General features: G+C 63.7%; 16 protein-coding genes. 2 read left to right on the plus strand and 14 right to left on the minus strand.

Annotated features, from left to right (window positions below):
• Positions 1–372: 372 nt before the first annotated feature.
• The 3 genes from NFG58_RS16350 to NFG58_RS16360 form a co-directional block, all read right to left on the minus strand.
• Positions 373–729 (minus strand): hypothetical protein, encoded by a 357-nt coding sequence (locus NFG58_RS16350; protein WP_045991735.1) that lies wholly within the window; start codon positions 727–729, stop codon positions 373–375.
• A gap of 227 nt (positions 730–956) precedes the next feature.
• Positions 957–1,163, minus strand: coding sequence for a hypothetical protein (locus tag NFG58_RS16355; RefSeq protein WP_348826990.1), 207 nt, complete (start codon positions 1,161–1,163; stop codon positions 957–959).
• A 458-nt stretch (positions 1,164–1,621) separates the two neighbouring features.
• Positions 1,622–2,335 carry a glutathione S-transferase N-terminal domain-containing protein gene (locus NFG58_RS16360; protein ID WP_108132429.1) on the minus strand — a complete coding sequence of 238 codons (714 nt, stop codon included), beginning with the start codon at positions 2,333–2,335 and terminating at the stop codon, positions 1,622–1,624.
• Positions 2,336–2,692: 357 nt separating this feature from the next.
• On the opposite strand from NFG58_RS16360, the gene NFG58_RS16365 reads away from it, so the two are divergent.
• On the plus strand, positions 2,693–4,396 hold the full coding sequence (locus NFG58_RS16365) for an L-lactate permease (protein WP_108132428.1): 1,704 nt from the start codon (positions 2,693–2,695) through the stop codon (positions 4,394–4,396).
• Between the two features lie 614 nt (positions 4,397–5,010).
• On the opposite strand, the gene NFG58_RS16370 is transcribed toward NFG58_RS16365, so the two are convergent.
• The 10 genes from NFG58_RS16370 to NFG58_RS16415 form a co-directional block, all read right to left on the minus strand.
• A complete protein-coding gene (locus NFG58_RS16370; RefSeq protein ID WP_045991732.1) occupies positions 5,011–5,535 on the minus strand; it encodes a gamma carbonic anhydrase family protein in 525 nt (174 codons plus the stop codon).
• An 88-nt stretch (positions 5,536–5,623) separates the two neighbouring features.
• Complete coding sequence (ltaE, locus tag NFG58_RS16375) at positions 5,624–6,652, minus strand: low-specificity L-threonine aldolase (protein WP_253553135.1); 1,029 nt, start codon at positions 6,650–6,652, stop codon at positions 5,624–5,626.
• 101 nt (positions 6,653–6,753) lie between these two features.
• Complete coding sequence (locus NFG58_RS16380; RefSeq protein WP_348826991.1) at positions 6,754–9,762, minus strand: FAD-linked oxidase C-terminal domain-containing protein; 3,009 nt, start codon at positions 9,760–9,762, stop codon at positions 6,754–6,756.
• 65 nt (positions 9,763–9,827) lie between these two features.
• Positions 9,828–11,051 carry an aminotransferase class V-fold PLP-dependent enzyme gene (locus NFG58_RS16385; RefSeq protein ID WP_348826992.1) on the minus strand — a complete coding sequence of 408 codons (1,224 nt, stop codon included), beginning with the start codon at positions 11,049–11,051 and terminating at the stop codon, positions 9,828–9,830.
• A gap of 178 nt (positions 11,052–11,229) precedes the next feature.
• A complete protein-coding gene (locus NFG58_RS16390) occupies positions 11,230–12,417 on the minus strand; it encodes a CoA transferase (RefSeq protein ID WP_045991728.1) in 1,188 nt (395 codons plus the stop codon).
• 25 nt (positions 12,418–12,442) lie between these two features.
• On the minus strand, positions 12,443–13,237 hold the full coding sequence (locus tag NFG58_RS16395) for an enoyl-CoA hydratase (RefSeq protein ID WP_108132423.1): 795 nt from the start codon (positions 13,235–13,237) through the stop codon (positions 12,443–12,445).
• Between the two features lie 28 nt (positions 13,238–13,265).
• Positions 13,266–14,552 carry a TRAP transporter large permease gene (locus tag NFG58_RS16400; protein WP_045991726.1) on the minus strand — a complete coding sequence of 429 codons (1,287 nt, stop codon included), beginning with the start codon at positions 14,550–14,552 and terminating at the stop codon, positions 13,266–13,268.
• Between the two features lie 13 nt (positions 14,553–14,565).
• Positions 14,566–15,132, minus strand: coding sequence for a TRAP transporter small permease subunit (locus NFG58_RS16405; protein ID WP_071211091.1), 567 nt, complete (start codon positions 15,130–15,132; stop codon positions 14,566–14,568).
• Positions 15,133–15,194: 62 nt separating this feature from the next.
• The gene (locus NFG58_RS16410) at positions 15,195–16,169 is read right to left on the minus strand and encodes a TRAP transporter substrate-binding protein (RefSeq protein WP_045991725.1); all 975 of its coding nucleotides are present in this window, start codon (positions 16,167–16,169) and stop codon (positions 15,195–15,197) included.
• A gap of 436 nt (positions 16,170–16,605) precedes the next feature.
• A complete protein-coding gene (locus NFG58_RS16415; RefSeq protein WP_348826993.1) occupies positions 16,606–17,082 on the minus strand; it encodes a heme-binding protein in 477 nt (158 codons plus the stop codon).
• Between the two features lie 234 nt (positions 17,083–17,316).
• Here NFG58_RS16415 and NFG58_RS16420 point away from each other — a divergent pair, with 234 nt between their 5' ends.
• Positions 17,317–17,976 carry a GntR family transcriptional regulator gene (locus NFG58_RS16420; RefSeq protein WP_045991723.1) on the plus strand — a complete coding sequence of 220 codons (660 nt, stop codon included), beginning with the start codon at positions 17,317–17,319 and terminating at the stop codon, positions 17,974–17,976.
• 46 nt (positions 17,977–18,022) lie between these two features.
• Here NFG58_RS16420 and glcC read toward each other — a convergent pair whose 3' ends face one another.
• Complete coding sequence (gene glcC, locus NFG58_RS16425) at positions 18,023–18,796, minus strand: transcriptional regulator GlcC (protein ID WP_108132421.1); 774 nt, start codon at positions 18,794–18,796, stop codon at positions 18,023–18,025.
• Positions 18,797–18,952: the final 156 nt, after the last annotated feature.

The following is an 18,952-nucleotide window of genomic DNA, read 5'->3' on the forward strand; positions in this document are numbered from 1 at the left end:
GCTCGTGCCCACCTTTCCGCGACTTGCGCAGCGCCTGTCGCTCGGGGCCAGGCACCTTTTTACTGCTTTATTTACTTCTGACTAATCTCTTTCTAGCTAATCTCTTTCTAGCTAATTTCCTGCTAGCTAAACGCTTGCTGGTGACGCTCCTGCTGGCTCCATTCTTCTTTTTTGATATCTCTGCTTGAGCCTGCCGGTGTCATCATCGACATGTCGACGTCGATATCTCCGGGCCATATCACCGAGCCATGAATCCGGCCATGTATCCGGGCCGTGTCTCCGAGCCATGTCTCCGGGCAAATTTCTCACCGATGACGCTAGCCGATGTCTCCGACCGACGCCCCTGGCGTCCAGAACGTACCAGCTTCGCCACTACTCCTTGGCCGAATCCAGCGCTTCCTTGGCCACTCCCTGACACTTTTCCTGGTACTCCTTGCTCAACTTGAGCAACGTCTCGCTCTCCTCGCGCAGGCTCTCTCCGATCACCGACAGGGTTTCCTGCTGGGACTGGCTGGCGTTCTTCAGACTTTCGGCATCGCGCACTTCGCACCAGGACCGGGCCTGTGCGATACCTGCCTTCATGGCGGAGTCCATAGTCTTGAAACGCACATCCAGCATCTTCTGGGAATATTCCAGCGTCAGCAGGCTCCCCTCACGCCACGGACTCAACAATTTGTCCATGGAGGGGATCATGTTTTCCATTGTCGGCATTGCCTTGTTCTCGCTCATGTTGGTACTCCCTATAGGTATGCCAGCACGCTCGGCCCACGGGCAGCCTGATCGCCGTAACAACGACGAGACGAGGCAGCCTGGCAGTATCTTGTGCTGCACCGGTTACATATCGTCTTCAAACGAGCACAGAATCGTCTCGCATGTGAAGACTAGAACGCACCTTGCTGCACCGCAACATCATATAAGGCATATACGAGCCACTAATTACACTAACGCGGGTATAGTCACCCAGCATTCTCAGCATCTACCCAGCGGCGCACCATTCGCACCATAGCAGTAGATGATTGACGCTCTGATGACAGCAGCGGCGCCAGCTCCAGAAGCACAATAAACACGCTTTTGTAAGAAATAACGACAAATACAATCGCCAATAACGACGGTTGCCGATAGAGACAATCGACAGCTGCGACAATCGACAGCTTCGTCATCAAGCACAGAACCGCTGTTTCGCCATTTCCGACGGACCACCGGGGCAACTTGCACGCAGATTCACCAGCTCGGTACAGCTACCGCAGCGTTGTCCGGGGCCCTTCCAAAAGATATCTGGAAGATTAGCCAAGACGAGGGCCCTTGTTGGCGATCCTCTAAAGCCATGATCGACATGCGGTAATAACCGAGGGGTCACGATCGCCGCAGACTAAAGGCGAAAGCTTACCGAAGGAAACTGAGGAGGGAAGCGCAACGAGGAGTCGAGAGCAGAGAGCAGAGAGCAGAGAGCAGAGAGCAGAGAGCAGAGAGCAGAGAGCAGAGAGCAGAGAGCAGAGAGCAGAGAGCAGAGAGCAGAGAGCAGAGAGCAGAGAGCAGAGAGCAGAGAGCGGAGTGCGAGACAGAGCAGCGAGCAAAGAGCGAGACGACGATATCAGGGCGTCGCCTCGCTCGGCAGCAAGGGTCAGGCGCGATAGGCGCCTTCGATATCACAGATGCGCACCGCGTTGCGGCCGACACCGCCATTGGCATCAAGCATCCGCTCGATCCAGGCGTAGACCGGATCGGCATTGGACACCAGATCCGCGGTGGACACCGAACGCGCCCACATGAAGTTGGCAAACACCAGGTAGTCCGCCGCACCGGGCGCATCGCCATCGATGAAGTCGCTTCCCGACAGCTGGCCACGCAGGGGCTCCAGGGCGCTATCGAGCTGGCTGAGCCCCTTGGCCGGAGAATGGAACTGCTCCAGCGTCATGCCCAGGCGTTTTTCACGAGTGGTGCGGAAGTAGTCGCGGTCCTTGGGATGGATGGCGTTCATCAGGTCCATCACGATGGTGCGCAGGATCGGCAACTGCAGGGCGCGCTCGCTGTAGTGCTTGAAAAAGCGGGCGCGGGATTCGGCCAAGGGACCGCCAAGCAGCGTCGGGGCCTCAGGGTAGGCACGATCCAGGTATCGCAGGATCTCGAAACTGTCGGTGATCACTTCGTCGCCATCGATCAGCACCGGGACCTTGTCATGGTCCGTGAATTCGAGCTTCTCCTTTTCGGTAAAACACCAGGGCCGCGCCTCCACCTCGAGCCCCTTGTGGGCGATGGCCAGCTTGGCTCGCCAGCAGAAGGGAGAAAAACGCAGTGATTCGTCGATGCCACACAGGTCGTACATCACCAGGGCCATGCCAGATACCTCTAGAAGGGGAATGTCTGCCGATAGTGCCATCAACCGCCCACCTCGCCAACGCCATGATTTCCTGAGGGATGGAGACAAACCTGTCCATTAGTCTAAGAAACTAGCCTCGTTCGCACCCGCCTCCAGCGTCTTTGTCGCCTCTAACCTACTGTTAATCAATAAATTTGAAGAATGATCGGACGAGGAGTCGTCAGCACCGCATTGGTCTGACCAATATCCCAGTCTAGAACGATTTCGCTAGTCGGCTTATCGTGCCGCCTTGTCCGAGCCTTACCCCGGCGTGAGACCGCCAACTTCGACACAACGGATATTACAAACAAGGACACGACAAGAGACCCCAACACCATGACCGACACCACTCTAGCCTTGATAGCCTTTGTGCCGCTCATACTGGCCGGCATCCTGCTAATCGGCATGCGCATGGCCGCCAAGGTCGCCATGCCCATCGTCTTTCTGGTCACCGCGCTGATTGCCCTGGTGGCCTGGGACATGACCTTCACACGGGTCCTGGCCTCGACCCTGCAAGGATTGATCCTGACCGTGGCGATCCTGTGGATCATCTTCGGCGCCATCCTGCTGCTCAACACCCTGAAGCACTCCGGCGGTATCGCCGCCATTCGCAATGGCTTCTCCGGCATCAGCCCGGACCGCCGCGTCCAGGCGATCATCGTGGCCTGGCTGTTCGGCTGCTTCATCGAGGGCGCCTCGGGCTTCGGCACGCCGGCGGCGGTGGCCGCCCCGCTGATGGTCGCGCTGGGCTTCCCGGCACTTGCCGCTGTGGTGGTGGGCATGATGATCCAGTCCACTCCGGTGTCCTTCGGCGCTGTCGGCACCCCCATCGTGGTCGGTGTCGCCGGTGGCCTGGACAGGGTCGGCATCACCGAGACGCTGGAAGCCGGTGGCTCCACCTGGATGGAGTACTTCCGCCTGATTGCCGGAGAAGTCGCGCTGGTGCATGCCGTGGTCGGTGTGCTGATGCCGCTGATCATGGTCAGCGTCATGGTGCGCTTCTTCGGTGCCAACCGCTCCTGGAAGGAAGGCCTGGCGATTGCTCCCTTCGCGATCTTCGCAGGCGTCGCCTTCGTGGTGCCCTACGCCCTGGCTGGAGTCTTCCTGGGCCCCGAATTCCCGTCGATGATCGGCGCCATGGTAGGCCTTGCCATCGTGGTCCCGGCCGCCCGTCGCGGTTTCCTGATTCCCGAAAAGAGCTGGGACTTCCCGGAAAGTGACAGCTGGCCTGCCCACTGGATCGGCAAGCTCAGCATCAAGGCCGACGAGGTCGTGGGCCGCGCACCGATGAGCACCTTCATGGGCTGGCTGCCCTACGTGCTGCTGGCGGTACTGCTGGTGGCGTCACGTACCATCGAGCCGTTCAAGCAGGCACTGACCTCGGTAAGCCTGGGCTTCAGCGACATCCTGGGTGAGGCCGGTATCTCCGGCAGCCTGCAGCCACTCTACCTGCCCGGCGGAATCCTGCTGATGGTGGTGCTGATCACCGCTCTGATGCATCGCATGAACGGCAATCAGCTCAAGGCGGCCTTCAGTGAATCCAGCCGTACCCTGCTGGGCGCCGGCTTCGTACTGGTGTTCACCATCCCCATGGTGCGCATCCTGATCAACTCCGGCGTCAACGGCGCGGATCTGGCCTCCATGCCGGTGGCCATGGCCACCGCGGTGGCCAACGGTGTCGGCGACATCTATCCGCTGTTCGCTCCTGCCGTCGGCGCGCTGGGTGCCTTTATCGCCGGCTCCAACACCGTGTCCAACCTGATGCTGGCAGACTTCCAGTTCAACGTGGCCCAGCAACTCGGTGTGTCCACCGCGCTGATGGTGGCGCTTCAGGCCGTCGGCGCCGCCGCCGGCAACATGATCGCCATCCACAACGTGGTAGCCGCCTCGGCCACCGTGGGCCTGCTGGGACGCGAGGGCATCACCATTCGCAAGACCATCCTGCCGACCATCTACTATGTGCTGGCGGCGGGGCTGATCGGGCTGGTGGCGATGCAGGTCGTCGGTATCTCCGACCCGCTGATGGGGCTGTTGCAGTAGGCACTGCGCCAAGCCAGGCGCCACCTGGCTGACCGACAAGGGGGTGTCATCGACGATGACACCCCCTTCTTGTTGGCGACAGGCGCCACCTTTGCTCGAGAACTGCGCCACTCTAAGCACAGTTTGACTACCTCTGTGCCGATATGGCGACCCTTATACCCTGCGCCTAGAGTTAATTCAGTGTAGTACGCACGTGCAGCATTCTTGCTTTCAGGTTCACCGGCAAGGCGCGTTGTCTGCGTACTGACCAGGGGCTGGCTCTTCGTGAGCGCCCACGGACGTATGGCCTCGACAAGGGCCACGACTCTCGACCAGGGGAAATTCAGATGTCCTATCTGCTGCTTGCCATGATCACCGTGATCGCCGTCGTGGTGATTACCAACGGCGCGAGATCCTCGGAATCCATGCTGTTGCTGAGGCACAAGGCTCCCGGTCCACACAGGGTCAAGCGGCACAGAAGGCCGACCCGACGGCATCTCTAGGCCGGGGAGGCTCCCTCCAGGGTGTTGACGAGTTGCCCGCAGACCACAGACAGCGCGGCGAAGTGTCCGTGGCCTCTTGCGAAGGGGCGCCAGGCGCTGTCCGAAACGTCGACGAGCGCAGGCTCTGATGACCTAGCCGATGCGAGCCAGCCGGGTACGATGTAGCCGCGCCTTGGTCACGTAGCCCTCGGCATTGGTCTTGAGTGCGGCGATGGCCTTGTCGTCCAGTTGCCGGATCACCTTGCCCGGCGAGCCGACGACAAGGCTGTTGTCGGGGATCTCGGCGCCTTCCTTGACCAGCGCCCCTGCCCCGATCAGGCAGTTCTTGCCGATCACGGCGCCGTTGAGCACCACCGCCTGGATGCCGATCAACGAGCCCTCGCCCACGGTGCAGCCATGCAACATCGCCTGGTGCCCCACCGTGACGCCCGGTCCTACCGACAGCGGGTAGCCGGGATCGGCGTGCAGCACGGCGCCATCCTGGATATTGCTGCCTTCGCGCACTTCAAGTGATTCGGTGTCGCCCCTGAGTACCGCCTGGTACCAGATGCTGGCGTCTTCATGGATTTTCACCTGGCCGATGACCTCGGCGCTCTCGGCGACGAAGACGGTGCGATGAATATGGGGGGAATGGTTACCCAGACGATAGATGGCCATGGCCCGCTCCTGACGAGGTTATCCTTGTGGATGGGGGGCGCTGGGCGCCCACCCTGCCTATATAGTGGACGCTGTTTCCAAACTCTGCCTACTCCGTTGTCGGTTCCTGTGCGAGAGAGGCAAAGTACGCTGCGATCTCCGTCGCCACTCGGCGTACATCCGACTCGCTGACCCCCAGATGGGTCACCAGGCGGGTGCGCGGCCTCACCGCGATCAAGATGCCACGCTCGGCAAGAAAGCCCTCCAGTGCGGCGCAGTGAGGAGCCGGCACGTCGAGAAAGACCATGTTGGTGGCCTGACCTGCCACTCCGATGCCGTCAATACCACCCAGCCACTCGGCGAGCTGGCGGGCATGACGGTGGTCGTCGGCCAGTCGCTCCACATGGTGATGCAGGGCATGCCGACAGGCCGCCGCCAGCAGCCCCGACTGGCGCATGCCGCCTCCCAGCGTCTTGCGCCAGCGACGGGCCGCGGCGATAAAGCGCTCGCCGCCGACCAGCAACGAGCCCACCGGCGCGCCCAGCCCCTTGGAAAAGCACAGCGATACAGAATCGAAACCGGCGCACAGCTCCGCCAGCGACTTGCCGGTGGCGACACTGGCGTTGAACAGGCGGGCGCCATCGAGGTGACAGGCCAGGCCTCGCTCGGCGGCAAGGCCGGTCACCTCCTGCACATAGTCCTGGGGCAATACCCGGCCCTGAAAAGTATTTTCCAGTGCGATCAGTCGGGTTCGCGCATGATGGATATCGTCTCCCTTGATGGCCTCGGCGATATCCTCGAGCGCCATGCGTCCATCTGCCTGCTGGGCCAGGGGCTGGGGCTGGATGCCGCCAAGTACCGCAGCACCGCCGCCTTCATCGCGATAGATGTGCGAGCGTTGCCCGGCGATCACTTCGTCGCCACGCGCGCAGTGGACCAGCATGGCGGTCAGGTTGCTCTGGGTGCCGGAGGGGAAGAAGGCCGCCGCGGCGAAGCCCGCGCGATCGGCCACCTCCGCCTCGAAGGCGGCGACGCTGGGGTCGTCGCCCCAGACGTCATCGCCCACCGGTGCGATGGCCATGGCATCGCGCATGGCCTCGGTCGGTTGGGTCACGGTATCGCTGCGTAGGTCGATCATGGCGCTCTCCTTGTTCGCGCTGGCCTTTCCCCGAGTATGCCAGTTCGGCCTTCAGCTGAGGACTGCCCCCACGCGCATTGGCCCCCTGCCCTCCCGACGACTCAGGCCAGCGCCTCGGCCAGTACCCTGGCAACATGACGCGCCTCACGTGCGGCACCGTCACGAATCTGGTGACGACAACTGGTGCCGTCGGCCACGATCAGCGCGTCCTCGGCGTCGCGCACCGCCGGCAGCAACGAGAGTTCCGCCATCTGCATGGAGGCCTCATAGTGCTCACGCTCGTAGCCGAAACTACCGGCCATGCCGCAGCACGACGACTGGATGGTCTCCACCTCGAGCTCGGGAATCCAGGACAGCACCTGCTGCACCGGCGTCAGGGCATCGAACGCCTTCTGGTGACAGTGGCCGTGGAGCAGCGCCCGCGACACCGGTAGCGCCTCGAGCGACAGCTCGAGCCTGCCGGCATCCTTCTCGCGCACCAGAAATTCCTCGAACAACAGGCTCGCCTCGGCCAGTCGCTTGGCGGGCTCGCCCAGGCCGAAGCCCAGGAACTCGTCGCGCAGGGTCAGCAGGCAGGATGGCTCGAGCCCGACCACGGCAAGCCCTTTTTCCACGTGGGGGGTCAGCGCCGCCAGGGTCCGCTCGGCCTCCGCCCGGGCCCGATCGACCTGACCGCTGGCCAGGTAGGTACGCCCGCAGCACAGCGGACGACGATCCGCAGCGCTCGCCAGGATCACCCGGTAACCCGCGGCTTGAAGCACGCGCATGGCGGCCTCGGCGTTGTCGGCTTCCATATAGTTGTTGAAGGTGTCGACGAACAGCACCACCTCCCTCACCGCCTGGTCGGCAACGGCCGGTCGCTCGCCCTGTCGGGCCCGCCCCAGGTAGTTGTCGGTGACGCGTGGCAGCGCGCGCTCCTCGGCCAGCCCCAGCGCCCGCTTCAGCGGTGAGGCCAGCCAGGGCATGCCGTCGATGGCCTTCACCAAGGGTGACAGGCGTCGCAGCACCGGAGCGCGCCTGGGCAGGTCACCGATCAGTCGCTCGCGCAGCGATACCCCGTCCTTGGCGACCCGTGCCGCCCGGGCCTCGATCTTGATCCGCGCCATATCGACGCCGGTGGGACAGTCACGCTTGCAGCCCTTGCAGGAAACGCACAGGTCGAGCGCCTCCTTGACCTCGTCGCTGGCCAGGCCGTCGCGACCGAGCTGGCCGGACAACACCAGGCGCAGGGTATTGGCGCGGCCGCGGGTCAGGTGCTTCTCGTCGCGGGTGATGCGATAGCTAGGACACATGGTGCCGGCGTCGAACTTGCGGCAGTGGCCGTTGTTGTTGCACATCTCCACTGCGCTGGCGAGGCCGCCGGTGACATCGCGGCCGCTACCCGGTGGGGTCTGCTCGCCGTTCAAGGGATCTCGCTCGACGTTCCAGGGCGACCAGTCCAGCACCGGCGTCAGTTCGATGCGCTGGTACTCCCCGGGAAAGCGGAAAAGCCGAGAGTCGTCCATCTTCGGGGTATCGACGATCTTGCCGGGGTTGAGCAGGTTGTCCGGGTCGAACAGCCCCTTGACCTCGCGGAAGGCGTCGTTGAGTGTCTCGCCAAACTGCCAGGCCACCCACTCGCCGCGACAGATGCCGTCGCCGTGCTCACCGGAGTAGGCGCCCTTGTAGGCCTTGACCAGTGCCGAGGCCTCCTCGGCGATGGCGCGCATCTTCTCGGCGCCGTCCCGGCGCATGTCGAGAATCGGGCGCACGTGCAGGGTGCCGACGCTGGCGTGGGCGTACCAGGTGCCCTCGGTGCCGTGACGATGGAACACCTCGGTGAGCTTGTCGGTGTACTCGGCCAGATGCTCGAGCGGCACCGCACAGTCCTCGATGAAGGACACCGGCTTGCCGTCGCCCTTCATGCTCATCATGATGTTGAGTCCCGCCTTGCGCACGTCCCACAGCGCCTTCTGGGCCTTGGGTTCGGGCATGTCGACGACACAGTCCGGAAGCCCCAGGTCGGCCATCAGCTCGTTCAACCGGGCCAGGCTCGCCAGCAGCTCGTCGCGATTCTCGCCGGCGAATTCCACCAGCAGCACCGCCTCGGGCTTGCCGATCAGGGCCTTCTCGATCACCGGACGGAAGGACGGATTCTCCAGCGACAGCGCGATCATGGTCTGATCGACCAGCTCCACCGCCGTCGGTGACAGGGTCACGATATGCTGGGTCAGGTCCATGGCCTGATAGAAGGTGGGGAAGTTCACCACCCCCAGCACCTTGTGCTGCGGCAGAGGTGACAGCTTCAGGGTCAACTGGCGGGTCAGCGCCAGGGTGCCCTCGGACCCCACCAGCAGATGGGCCAGGTTGGCACGGCCATCGGCCTCGTAGGGCAGCGGGTTCTGACAGTCGAACAGATCGAGGTTGTAGCCCGCCACCCGCCTGAGCACCTTGGGATAATGCTCGCGGATGCGCTCGCCTTCGCGCCGGGCGATGGCCTCGACCTGCTCGGCCAGCCGCGCCGCCCGGGAACCGGCTGCCAGCTCGTCGACCAGACCGAGGTGCACCTTCTCGCCGTCGGCCAGCAGGACGTCCAGTGCCTGTACGTTATGCACCATGTTGCCGTAGTGGATCGAGCGCGAGCCGCAGGAGTTGTTGCCGGCCATGCCGCCCAGGGTGCACTGGGCGCTGGTGGAAACATCCACCGGGAACCACAGGCCATGGGGCTTGAGCCAGGCGTTGAGGTGATCGAGCACGATGCCGGGCTCGACCACCACCGTGCGCGCCTCCTTGTCGAAGGACACCACACCGTTCAGATGGCGGCTGGCGTCGATCACCAGCGCCTCTCCCACCGTCTGACCGCACTGACTGGTGCCGCCACCCCGAGGCAGCACCGGAATGCCTTCCCCGCGAGCGATCTCCAGAGCCGTGGCCAGATCATCCTGATGGCGCGGGATCACCACGCCCACCGGGGTGATCTGATAGATCGAGGCGTCGGTGGAATAACGGCCGCGACTGGCGGCGTCGAACAGCACCTCGCCCTGGATTTCCCTGGCCAGGCGCGCGGCAAAGTCCGGCAGCGGCTGGATCCGTGCATCCCGCCCCTTGGCGGCAGACGTCAACGAGTTCATCACCCTCTCCTTGATAACCCTGGGTAGACCGTCGGCGACAGCGCCGCCGACGGGCGGGCGGTGGTTCAATCGCGAGCAAGGCGGGCCACGTGGGGCGCCGGGTTCTCGGAGAAGTACGCCATGGCAGCCTCGACGCCGCTGCCGGCAAGGCTCACCCCGGAGAGTTTCAGCCCCATCTCGCAGCCGGCCAGGGTCGCCATCAGCGTCAGGTCGTTGCAGTCGCCCAGGTGGCCGATACGGAACATGCGTCCCTTGGCCTTGCCAAGCCCGGTGCCGAGCGACAGGTCGAAGCGCTCGTAGATCAGCTTGCGCACGGCATCGGCGTCGACGCCCTCCGGCATCACCACGCCGGTCAGCACCGGCGAGTAGACCTCGGGGTCCTGGCACTGGATCTCGAGTCCCCAGGCGTTCACCGCCGCGCGCACGCCCGCCGCCCAGCGCTGATGACGGGCCAGGACGTTATCCATCCCCTCGTCCAGCAGCATGTCGATGGCCTCGTTGAGGCCGTAGAGCAGATTGGTATTGGGGGTATAGGGCCAGTAGCCGCCCTGGTTGGCCTCGAGGATCTCGTCCCAGGCCCAGAAGCTCTTGGGCAGCCGCGACTCGCGACTGGCGGCCAGGGCCTTGTCGGAGATCGCGTTGAAGCTGATCCCCGGCGGCAGCATCAGTCCCTTCTGGGAGCCGGAAATAGTGACGTCGACACCCCACTCGTCGTGGCGATAGTCGGCGCTGGCAAGCCCCGAGATGGTATCGACCAGCAACAGCGCCGGATGACCGGCGGCGTCGATCGCACGGCGCACCGCGGCGATGTCGCTGGTAACACCGGTGGAGGTCTCGTTGTGAACCACGCACACCGCCTTGATCCGCTGCTCGGTGTCTTGCTTGAGGCGTGCCTCGATCATGTCGGCCTGGACACCGTGGCGCCAGCCCTCGGCCCCCGGCAGGCCAAGAAACTCGGGCTCGAGACCAAGACGCAGGGCCAGACGATGCCACAGCGAGGCGAAGTGGCCGGTCTCGAACATCAACACCTGATCCCCCGGCGACAGGGTATTGGCCAGGGCGGCCTCCCAGGCCCCGGTACCGGAAGCCGGATAGATGATCACCGGCTTGTCGGTCTTGAAGATCTTGCCGACCTTGCAGAGCAATTCACGTCCGAGGGCGCCGAACTCCGGGCCACGGTGATCGATGGTCGGCAGGCTCATGGCCCGCAGGATACGATCCGGTACCGGCGAGGGGCCGGGGATCTGGAGGAAGTGACGTCCGGTGGGATGAAAGTCGAGATTCAGCATGTAAGGCCTCCTGGCCAGGCGTCGCACTGGGCGACGCCAGGATAGCTGTTCGGGCGCCAAGCGCTACCGCGCCCCTCTTGTAATAATCTGTAATAATGAATGCAATTTTTATGGTGGCACCGCCCCACCGATTCGGCGACATGCCAGACGCTAGCTGCCGATCACGGTGGTGCCGGTGTCAGCGCACGGCACCCTGCTGACGCAGCGCGTCGATCTCGTCCGCTGCCAGCCCGATCTCCCCAAGCACCTCGTCGGTGTGCTGGGCGAACAGCGGCGCCGGCTGGCGAATCGCCAACGGGGTCGCCGAGAACTTGCTGGGAAAGCCCAGGGTCTTCATCCGCCCCATGGTCGGATGATCGACCTCCAGCACCATCTCGCGGGCCAGGTAGTGTTCATCGTGCATGGCCTGGTCGAAGTCGTTGATCGGCCCTGCCGGCACCCCGGCGGCGTCACAGCGATCGAGCCAGTAGGCGCGATCCTGTTGCCCGAGGATGTCCTCGAGGATGGCTTCCAGCGCCTCGACGTTGGCCCCGCGGTCGAGGTTGGTCTTGAAGCGCTCGTCGACCATCAGCTCGGGGCGCTCGATGACGTCCTCGCAGAAGCGCTCCCAGGTACGCTGGTTGGCGCAGCCGAGCATCATGTAACCGTCGCGTACCCGCATCGCCTGGTAGGGCGCGGACACCCGATGGCGCCAGCCGGTGGCCTCGGGCACTCGGCCTTCGGAGAAGTAGGCGCCCGCCTCCCAGGTGAACCAGGGCAGGCCACACTCTGCGATGGCGATGTCGAGGTGCTGGCCTTCGCCACTGCGCTGACGGTGGATATAGGCCGCCAGGATCGAGTAGATGGCAGTCAGGCCGGCGCCGATATCGTAGACGGCGACCCCGGTCTTGAGCGGACGCCGGCCCGGCTCGCCGGTCATCGACATCAGCCCGCTCATGCCCTGGGCCACCAGGTCGAAGCCGCCCTTGTGACGCGACGGACCGGTCTGGCCGTAGCCCGAGATCGAGCAGTAGATCAGCCCCGGGTTGATCGCCTTGAGGCTGTCGTAGTCGATCTTCAGCGACTGGGTGACGCCGGGTCGATAGTTCTCGACCACCACGTCGGCTTCCTTGGCGAGGCGATAGAACACCTCGCGGCCCTTCTCTTCTTTCAGGTTGAGCGAAATGCTCTTCTTGTTGCGGTTGATCTGGGCGAAACAGGTCGATTCGTCCTCGACGTAGGGGCCCATCTGGCGGCTGTCGTCGCCGCCGTTGGCCTTCTCGACCTTGATCACCTCGGCGCCCATATCTCCCAGCACCATGGTGCAGTAGGGGCCGGCCATGATCTGCGAAACGTCGAGTACCTTGATCCCATCGAGTGGCAGCATTGTGGTTCTCCTTGCCTCAGGGCCTTTATCGGCCCTGCCAGCGGAAGGGTGTCTTGTTGACGAACTTGTCCACCGCGGCCTTGAAGTCGCGGCTGGTGTAGCAGGTGGCGATCCAGTCGTCGCTGGCGTCGAAGGCCGGGCGGCGCTGTTCGATGACCCGCTGGATCACCTCCTTGGCCGCCCGCACGGTCAAGGGGGCACGCTCCTTGAACGCCTGCGCCCGCTCGGCCACCGTCGCCTCGATGGCCTCGGCGTCGACGATCTCGCCGACCAGCCCCAGGGCCAGGGCCTCCTCGGCACGTACCAGTTCGCCCGCCATCAGTACCTGCTTGGCCCGGGCGATACCGGCGTGCTCGACCAGCCGCGAGACGTTGGTGATCGACAGGCAGTTGCCCAGCGTCCTGGCGATGGGGATACCGAACTTGAGACTCGGTGTCGCCAGGCGGAAGTCGCAGGCCAGAGCGATGGCCGCGCCACCGCCGACACAGAAGCCTTCCAGCAGCGCCAGCGTCGGCAGCGGCAGGGTCTCCACCCGCCCGACCACCCGGTCGATGCGACGCTCGTAGGCGATGGCGTCTTCGCCCTTGTCGAAGGCAGCGAACTGCTTGATGTCAGTGCCGGCGACAAAGGCTTCTCCGCCGGCGCCACGCATGACTACCGCGACCAGCTCCGGGTCGTTCTCGATGGTCTCGCAGTGGGCCTCGAGCTGGTCGTACATCTGCCAGGTCATGGCGTTGCGGCTGGCGGTGCGATCGAAGGTCAGCCAGGCGACGCCATCTTCGCTGTGGTAGTGCACCTGGCCCTGATCGTTGTCGCTCATGTCGTTGTTCTCCTTGTGGTGGTCGCGATCACACGCCGTAGATCAGGTTGACCAGCGCCAGGGCCACGGCGGGCACGTAGGTGTTGATCAGCAGGATCACGAACAGCACCGCCAGGAACCAAAGATTGGTGCGCGTGGTGGCCCAGATGTCGGCCTTGGCGATGGAGCAGGAAGCGATCAGTACGCTGGCCACCGGCGGGGTCTGCTGGCCGATGGCCAGGTTCAGCGTCACGATCAGACCGAAGTGCAGCGGATCGATGCCCACCGCGGTCACCAGCGGCAGCACGATGGGCACCACCAGGATGATCGCCGCCGCCGAGTGCAGGAAGATGCCCAGCACCAGGAAGATGACGTTCAGAAGCGCCAGTACCACGTACTTGTTGTCGGTCATCTCGGCGATCGAGTTGGCCAGCTGCTGGGGAATCTGGGTCTCGGTCAGATACAGACCGACCACTGCAGAGGAAGCCACCAGCAGCATCACCACCGCCGTCTGCACGCCAGCATCGAGACAGGCCTTGTAGAAGATCTTGAGGCTGAACTCGCGATAGATCACCGCGCTGATGAAGATCGCCACGACCACCGCCAGCGCCGCGCCCTCGGTGGCGGTGACGATGCCGCCGAAGATGCCGCCGAGGATGATCACCGGAATCAGCAGCGCCCAGATGGCGCCCTTGAAGGCCTCCCACAGACGCGAGGCCTGGAAGCTCTGCTCCGCCGGCAGGTTGTGACGACGCGCCAGGAAGTAGCACATGGCCGCCAGCCCCAGGGCGCCGAGCAGCCCTGGGAAGATGCCGGCGACGAACATCTTGACCACCGATTCGCCGGACATGACCGCGTAGAGGATCATCGGGATCGACGGCGGCAGGATGATCGCCAGGCTCGCCGCCGAGGACGAGATGGCTGCGGCGAACTCCTTGGAGTAGCCCTTCTTGCGCATGGCCGGAATCAGGATCGAGCCGATCGCCGAGACACCGGCGACGGCGGAGCCAGAGATCTCGGCAAAGAAGATCGAGGCGCCGATGGTCACCATGGCGAGACCGCCCTTGATGAAGCCGACCATGGCCGAGGCCAGATCGATCAGACGGCGCGAGATGCTCGAGGCGTTCATGATGGCGCCGGCCAGGATGAACAGCGGTATCGCGATCAGCGGGAACTTGGTAGCACCGTCGAACATCACCATGCCGACATTGGGCAGGGCCAGGGTGCCGTAGCTGGCCACGGTGGCCAGGGCGCCGACGAGGCCGAGGGCGATGGCCACCGGCACGTTGATCAGTATCAGCCCGATCAGGCCGAAGAACATGGAAGCAATGATCATGGGGTTCTCCTCGTCAGCTGGCGCGCTGCGGACCGGTGGGTGAATCGTCGGTACGCACGTCGTCGGCCAGCACACCGGCCTCTTCGAGCTCGTGATCGACGAAGCCGGCTCCCTTGGCCGCCCGGATGACCTCGGGGAGCCTGAGCAGCTGGGCGAGAATGAACATCGCGGCACCGATCGGAATCACCGACTGGGTGAACTGCACCGAGATGCTGGGCAGGCTCACCAGGGTGGAGCCTTCAAGAATCTGCACCACCTGAAAACCAGTGACGCCGAGCAGCACGAAGAAGCCGATGGTGATCGCCTCGGCGAGCAGCGCGATGGGCAGGCGAATGGACGGCGAAACCATGTTGATCACGCTGGGACAGGCGATATGGGCGCCCTTGAGGGCGGCCAGGGCGGCGCCATAGTAGGTCAGCCAGGCCAGTCCGATCGAGGCGACCTCGTCGTACCAGCTGAAAGGAGAGCCCAACAGGCGTGACGCGAACCCGATGGTCACCACCAGGGTCAGCGCCAGCACATTGAGAAAGACGATGACCTCCAGAATCTTCTGGTAGGCCGCGGAAATGGTGGTAAGCACAGAGCATCCTCCGAAGGTGGATGCGGCCTCACCGAAAGTGGAGAGGCCGCAGTGGACAGGCGTTATTCGCGCAGTGCTTCCACCCGCGACAACAGTTCCTCACCACCTTCCACCTCGGCGGCGAACTTCTCGTAGATCCCGCGGGAACCCTCGACGAAGGCGTCGGTGTCGACCTCGTTCACCTCCATGCCTTCCTCTTCCATGGTGCTGACCAGGCTTTCGTCAAGCGAGGCGCCCTGCTCCAGTGCGAAGGCCTCGACCTCTTCGGCGGTCTCGATCAGCACCTCGCGGACGTGCTCGGGCAGGCGGGTCCAACTGGCACCTGCCAGCACATAGGCCGGGGAATAGACGTGATTGGACAGCGACAGGTAGTCCTGAACCTCCTGGAAGCGCTGGGAATAGATCTGTACCAGCGGGTTTTCCTGACCGTCCATGGCGCCGGTCTGCAGCGCGACGAACGCCTCGGACAGCGCCATGGGCGCCGGCGATGCGCCGTAGCTCTTGAACATCTCGACCCGCCACACACCGTTGGGGGTACGCAGCTTGATGCCGTCCAGATCCTCAGGGACCACGATCGGGCGGACGTTGTTGGTGATCTGGCGGAAGCCGTTCTCCCAGATGCCGATGATGCGGTAGCGCTTGTCTTCGGCGACCGGATACAGGACATCGCGCAGTACCTCGTCGCGGACTCGGGCGAGGTGCTCCCGGTCCTCGATCAGGTAGGGCATCTCGAACAGCGAGAATTCCGGCGCCACGCTGCTCATGATCGACGACGGCAGCGACAGATCGATGGTGCCGAGCTTGAGCTTGTTGAGCATCTGCTCGTCGGAACCCAGCTGGCTGGAGCCATAGGTCACCACCTCGGCCTCGCCTTCCAGGCGCTCGTTGGCCAGACGGGCGAACTCGTTGGCGGTCTTCTCGAACAGCGATCCCGGGCCACCGACGTGGCCGAACTTGATCTGCACCTCGTCGGCCTGAGCGGCACCGACGCCAAGCGCCAGTACGGATGCGGCCAGTACGGTCTTCAGCAGTTTCATAACCCTCACTCCGATTGTTGTTGTCCATCGTGGTCTGGCGGTGGGCGCCGACTGGCACCCTGGAGGAAGCCTCAACGGGAGCTGGCGTGCTCTTCACGTAACGGTTCCGTCAGTCGCGGTTTCCGTCACTTGAGCTTTCCGTTTCCAGGGCGTTCAGGGCCTGGGGACAGGAGTCGCTTCCCGCTGGGTCAGGGTCAATATGGATACATAATTCAAAATTAGGTATTAGACTTTTGTCTTTCGCAAACTCGCCTTAGAGAACATTTGTTGCTTAAATTTCAATGGTTTATATCGAAACAACGAGCTATCCAAGCCACTCGTTCCCTTGTTGCATCCCTGGAGACATACACAAAAAAAGCGAGCTCGAAGGCTCGCTCTGTCACTTGCTGTCGGGTCTGGCACCCGTCCCTGTCGCCAGACAGTTGCCAGCCCGGGATCAGGGATCGGGGGCCATATCGGGCTCCAGCCCGGCTTGCCAGCCTGCCGCCTCGATGCCAGCGATGGCGGCGGCCTGATCGTCGGCCGAAGAGGCGCCACTGATACCGACCGCGCCCAGAATGCGCTGGTCGTCATCCAGGATCAGCACCCCCCCCGCCACCGGCACGAAGCGGCCCCCGGAGGCCTCGGCCACCGCCGCCAGGAAGGCGGGACGCTCGCGGTTACGCTCGCCGGTGGTACCACTGGATACCCCGATACCCAGCGCGGCGTAGGCCTTGCCGTTGGCCACCGGCCAGCGCAGCGGGCTGCAGCCGTCTTCACGCTCGGCCGCCACCGGATTGCCGCCGGCGTCCAGCACCACCGCGGTCAGAGGAGGCAGTTCGCCCTTGCGGGCAAAGGCGAAGGCGGCGTCGAGCAATTGCCGCGCCGACTGACGCGACAATTGTACCTGTGCAAGAAATACGTTTCCGGCCATAGCAACTCCAGCGCAAGATATGAGAGAAGACAGAAAAGGCAGGCAGCAAGACAACGGCCGGAATCCGATCGATGCCATTCGGCCCCACCCTCCGCTGCCTCACAGGGTTACCCGAGTGCCTGGCCAAATACGCTCGCCAACACTCGCATAATTTGAATAATGAATTCATAATACGGAAAAGTCGAACCGTCAAGCGTTCGACCGTCAAACGATGATGAGCCCGGGAAATCCGCTATGGAAAAGATTCAGCCGCGTAGCCTGTACCTGGAAGTGGCCGACAGGATCCGCGACCTGATCGAGCAAGGCAGCCTGCTGCCCGGCGAGAAGATCGCCGAAAAGGCCCTGTGTGAAACCTTTGGAGTGTCACGCACCCCGCTCAGAGAAGCCCTCAAGGTGCTGACCTCGGAAGGGCTGGTCGAGAACCTGCCCAACCGAGGTTCCCGCGTGGTGCGATTGACCAGGCGTGGGGTCAAGAATACCTACGACGTCATGGGCGCCCTGGAAGGCCTGTCCGGTGAGCTGGCCTGTCAGCACCTGACAGATACCGACGTCGAGGAGATCCGTCGTCTGCATCAGCTGATGCTGGGCCACTACCAGCGTCAGGAGCTGGCCCCCTACTTCGAGGTCAACCAGCAGATCCACGAGTGCATCCTGGCCGCGTCGAACAACGACGTGCTGATCGAGATGTACAACAACCTGAGCCAACGGGTGAAGCGCATTCGCTACAGCGTCGAGATGGGCTCGGCCAACTGGGCCAAGGCCGTCGACGATCACGAGGCCATGCTGGAGGCGATCGAGGCCCGCGATGGCAAGCGCCTGGGCGACATCCTGCGCGCGCACCTCGGCCACAAGCTCGAGGTAGCCGCCGTCAGCGGCATCATCGACGAGGAATAGCAGGTCCCGGGACGGCGCGCAGAAGTCTCTGCCGTCGTCCCGGCACTTACCACTCTTCCAGGCGCATGGCCGAGCGCTCCAGACGCTGATCCTCGGCCTCGATCTCGCGCAGCATGTCACCGATGGTGGACAGGTGCTCCAGCGCCACCCGCCGCGCCAGTTGTGGCTTGCCCTCTACCACCGCGCGGTGCAGGCGGGCGTGCTGGCGGTTGATCATGTCCCTGGCGTCAGGGCGATGATAGAGGTGCTTGACCGAGGCGAACACCGAGCTCAGCAGCAGATCGGTGAGGCTCTGCAGCGTATGCGCCAGCACCGGGTTATGCGACGCCTGGCAGATGGCCAGGTGAAAGGCGTGGTCGAGTCGCGCCAGACGCTCCACCTCGAGGGGGTCCGCCTTTTCCACGTAGTCCGCCATCTCGCGATAGCGTCGGGTGATCAGCACCCTGTCCGAGGCGGTGCCGCGGCTCGCGGCCAGGCTCGCCGACTCCCCTTCCAGCAGCGCACGCACCTCGAGCAGGTCGTACAGGGTGCGTGGGTGCTCGCGGAACAGGTGCATCAAGGGCGTGGCATGGGGCGCCTCCACCAGCGGCGCCACCTCGGAGCCACGCCCCTGGCGAGTCACGATCACCCCTTTGCTTCGCAGGCTGCCAAGCGCCTCGCGCAGCGACGAACGCCCCACCCCCAGCCGCTCGCACAGCCGCCGTTCCGAGGGCAACAGCTGGCCCGGGCGAAAGACACCGTCAAGGATCAGCGTCTCCAGCTTCGAGGCGATGGCCTGGGAGGTGCTGCTCGGTGCCAGTCGTTCTTCGTTGTCCCACATGTCCTACCTCCCGCAGCGTGCGCGGTTCGTCGTCCGTATTGATGCCCTGAACCGAGCACATCTGCCAATAACTGGTCAGACCAGCAAACCAAAATCTGGACACCGAGGTCAAGACAACGCAGATTGTAGTGCAGACAATAACCATCATTTGCCGCA

It is taken from the genome of Halomonas sp. RT37 (genome assembly GCF_040070525.1).
Lineage (GTDB): Bacteria > Pseudomonadota > Gammaproteobacteria > Pseudomonadales > Halomonadaceae > Halomonas > Halomonas litopenaei.

Bases quoted from the DNA above. Each gene is read 5' to 3' on its own strand.
- NFG58_RS16350 (WP_045991735.1), bottom strand. From the start codon at position 729: ATGAGCGAGAACAAGGCAATGCCGACAATGGAAAACATGATCCCCTCC.
- NFG58_RS16360 (WP_108132429.1), bottom strand. From the start codon at position 2,335: ATGGCCCTGGTGATGTACGACCTGTGTGGCATCGACGAATCACTGCGT.
- NFG58_RS16365 (WP_108132428.1), top strand. From the start codon at position 2,693: ATGACCGACACCACTCTAGCCTTGATAGCCTTTGTGCCGCTCATACTG.
- NFG58_RS16370 (WP_045991732.1), bottom strand. From the start codon at position 5,535: ATGGCCATCTATCGTCTGGGTAACCATTCCCCCCATATTCATCGCACC.
- ltaE (WP_253553135.1), bottom strand. From the start codon at position 6,652: ATGATCGACCTACGCAGCGATACCGTGACCCAACCGACCGAGGCCATG.
- NFG58_RS16380 (WP_348826991.1), bottom strand. From the start codon at position 9,762: ATGAACTCGTTGACGTCTGCCGCCAAGGGGCGGGATGCACGGATCCAG.
- NFG58_RS16385 (WP_348826992.1), bottom strand. From the start codon at position 11,051: ATGCTGAATCTCGACTTTCATCCCACCGGACGTCACTTCCTCCAGATC.
- NFG58_RS16390 (WP_045991728.1), bottom strand. From the start codon at position 12,417: ATGCTGCCACTCGATGGGATCAAGGTACTCGACGTTTCGCAGATCATG.
- NFG58_RS16395 (WP_108132423.1), bottom strand. From the start codon at position 13,237: ATGAGCGACAACGATCAGGGCCAGGTGCACTACCACAGCGAAGATGGC.
- NFG58_RS16400 (WP_045991726.1), bottom strand. From the start codon at position 14,552: ATGATCATTGCTTCCATGTTCTTCGGCCTGATCGGGCTGATACTGATC.
- NFG58_RS16410 (WP_045991725.1), bottom strand. From the start codon at position 16,169: ATGAAACTGCTGAAGACCGTACTGGCCGCATCCGTACTGGCGCTTGGC.
- NFG58_RS16415 (WP_348826993.1), bottom strand. From the start codon at position 17,082: ATGGCCGGAAACGTATTTCTTGCACAGGTACAATTGTCGCGTCAGTCG.
- NFG58_RS16420 (WP_045991723.1), top strand. From the start codon at position 17,317: ATGGAAAAGATTCAGCCGCGTAGCCTGTACCTGGAAGTGGCCGACAGG.
- glcC (WP_108132421.1), bottom strand. From the start codon at position 18,796: ATGTGGGACAACGAAGAACGACTGGCACCGAGCAGCACCTCCCAGGCC.